The following is a 1,442-nucleotide window of genomic DNA, read 5'->3' as shown; positions in this document are numbered from 1 at the left end:
TTCGGCATCAGTGGACCCTCAGAATGTTGGAGGTCCGGGAGGACCAGGTATGGCTGATCAGTGGATGCCGCTGATGGCTACGCAGGTGTGGCCGCCTGGTCTTCCGGGACGCTCCGACTGGTGATTGAGAACTGCGAAGATCGCTCTTGAGGGTCCTGTCGGCGGAGTGTTCCTCGGGCCGCGTGAATGCCGGGCACGAAGGAACGGAGCACCTCGAGTGACGGATCGCAGCGCGCGCATATGGGTCGGGATCGACGCCGGCAAGGCTCACCACTGGGCTACGGCCATCGACGCCGACGGTCAGTTGGTGCTGTCCCGGAAGGTCGTCAACGACGAGACCGAGATCCTGGAACTGATCGCGGCGGTGTGCGAAGCGGCCGACGAGGTGTCGTGGGCGGTGGACATCTCCGGCCGGGCCTCGACGCTGCTCCTGGCCCTGCTCATCGGGCATGGCCAGAGCGTGGTCTACATCCCCGGCCGCACCGTCCATCGGATGTCGGCGGCTTACCGGGGCGAGGGGAAGACCGACGCCAAGGACGCGCTGGTCATCGCCGATACCGCCCGGCTGCGACGGGACTTCGCCTCGCTCAGCCTCCCGGACGAGCAGGTGGCCGGGCTCCAGCTGCTGACCGCGCGCCGAGCTGATCTGATAGCCGACCGGGTGCGGCTGATCAACCGGATGCGGGACACCCTGGTGGGCATCAGCCCCGCCCTTGAGCGGGCCTTCGACTACTCCGCCTCCAAGGGCGCGGTCACCATGCTCACCGAATATCAGACGCCGACCGCATTGCGCCGCATCGGCACCAAACGGCTTGCCAGTTGGCTCAGGCGCCGGAGCGTCCGCAAGGCCGACGCTGTTGCCGACCGAGCTGTCGAGGCGGCTCGGTCCCAGGCCACCGTGCTGCCCGGTGAGGACCGGGCAGCACGGCTGGTGGGCGTCATCGCCCGCCAACTCCTGGAAGTGGACGAGCAGATCAAGGAGACCGAGCGGGAGATCCGCGAGGTCTTCCGCACGGACGAGCGTGCCGCGGTCATCGAATCGATGCCGGGCATGGGCCCGATCCTCGGTGCAGAGTTCGTGGCGATCGTCGGCGACCTGTCCGGGTACGCCGATGCTGGACGTCTGGCGTCGCACGCCGGGCTGGCGCCGGTTCCGCGCGACTCCGGCCGCCGGACCGGCAACTTCCAGAGGCCGAAGCGCTACAACCGGCGGCTGCGGCACATCTTCTACTTGTCCGCGCAGGCGGCGATGATGAGGCCCGGCCTGTCGCGCGAGTACTACCTCAGGAAGCGAGCCGAGGGCCAGACGCATGTCCAGGCGGTGCTCGCGTTGGCCCGGCGCCGAGTCGGTGTGTTGTGGGCGATGTTGCGTGATGGGCGGCCGTACGACTCCGGTCCGCCGGTTGCGCAGGTGGCTTGACTTCTTCATTAAGACACCTGCG

At 68.0% G+C, this 1,442-nt stretch carries 1 protein-coding gene; it reads left to right on the top strand.

What is annotated here, in order from left to right:
- Positions 1–217 precede the first annotated feature (217 nt).
- Positions 218–1,420, top strand: a complete 1,203-nt coding sequence (locus tag ACFY1E_RS47900; RefSeq protein WP_389088929.1) for an IS110 family transposase — start codon at positions 218–220, stop codon at positions 1,418–1,420.
- Positions 1,421–1,442 lie beyond the last annotated feature (22 nt).

Source organism: Streptomyces sp. NPDC001604 (assembly GCF_042893475.1).
Lineage (GTDB): Bacteria > Actinomycetota > Actinomycetes > Streptomycetales > Streptomycetaceae > Streptomyces.
Note: the sequence above shows the minus strand (reverse complement) of the source record. Positions and strands in the feature narration are given on the sequence as shown.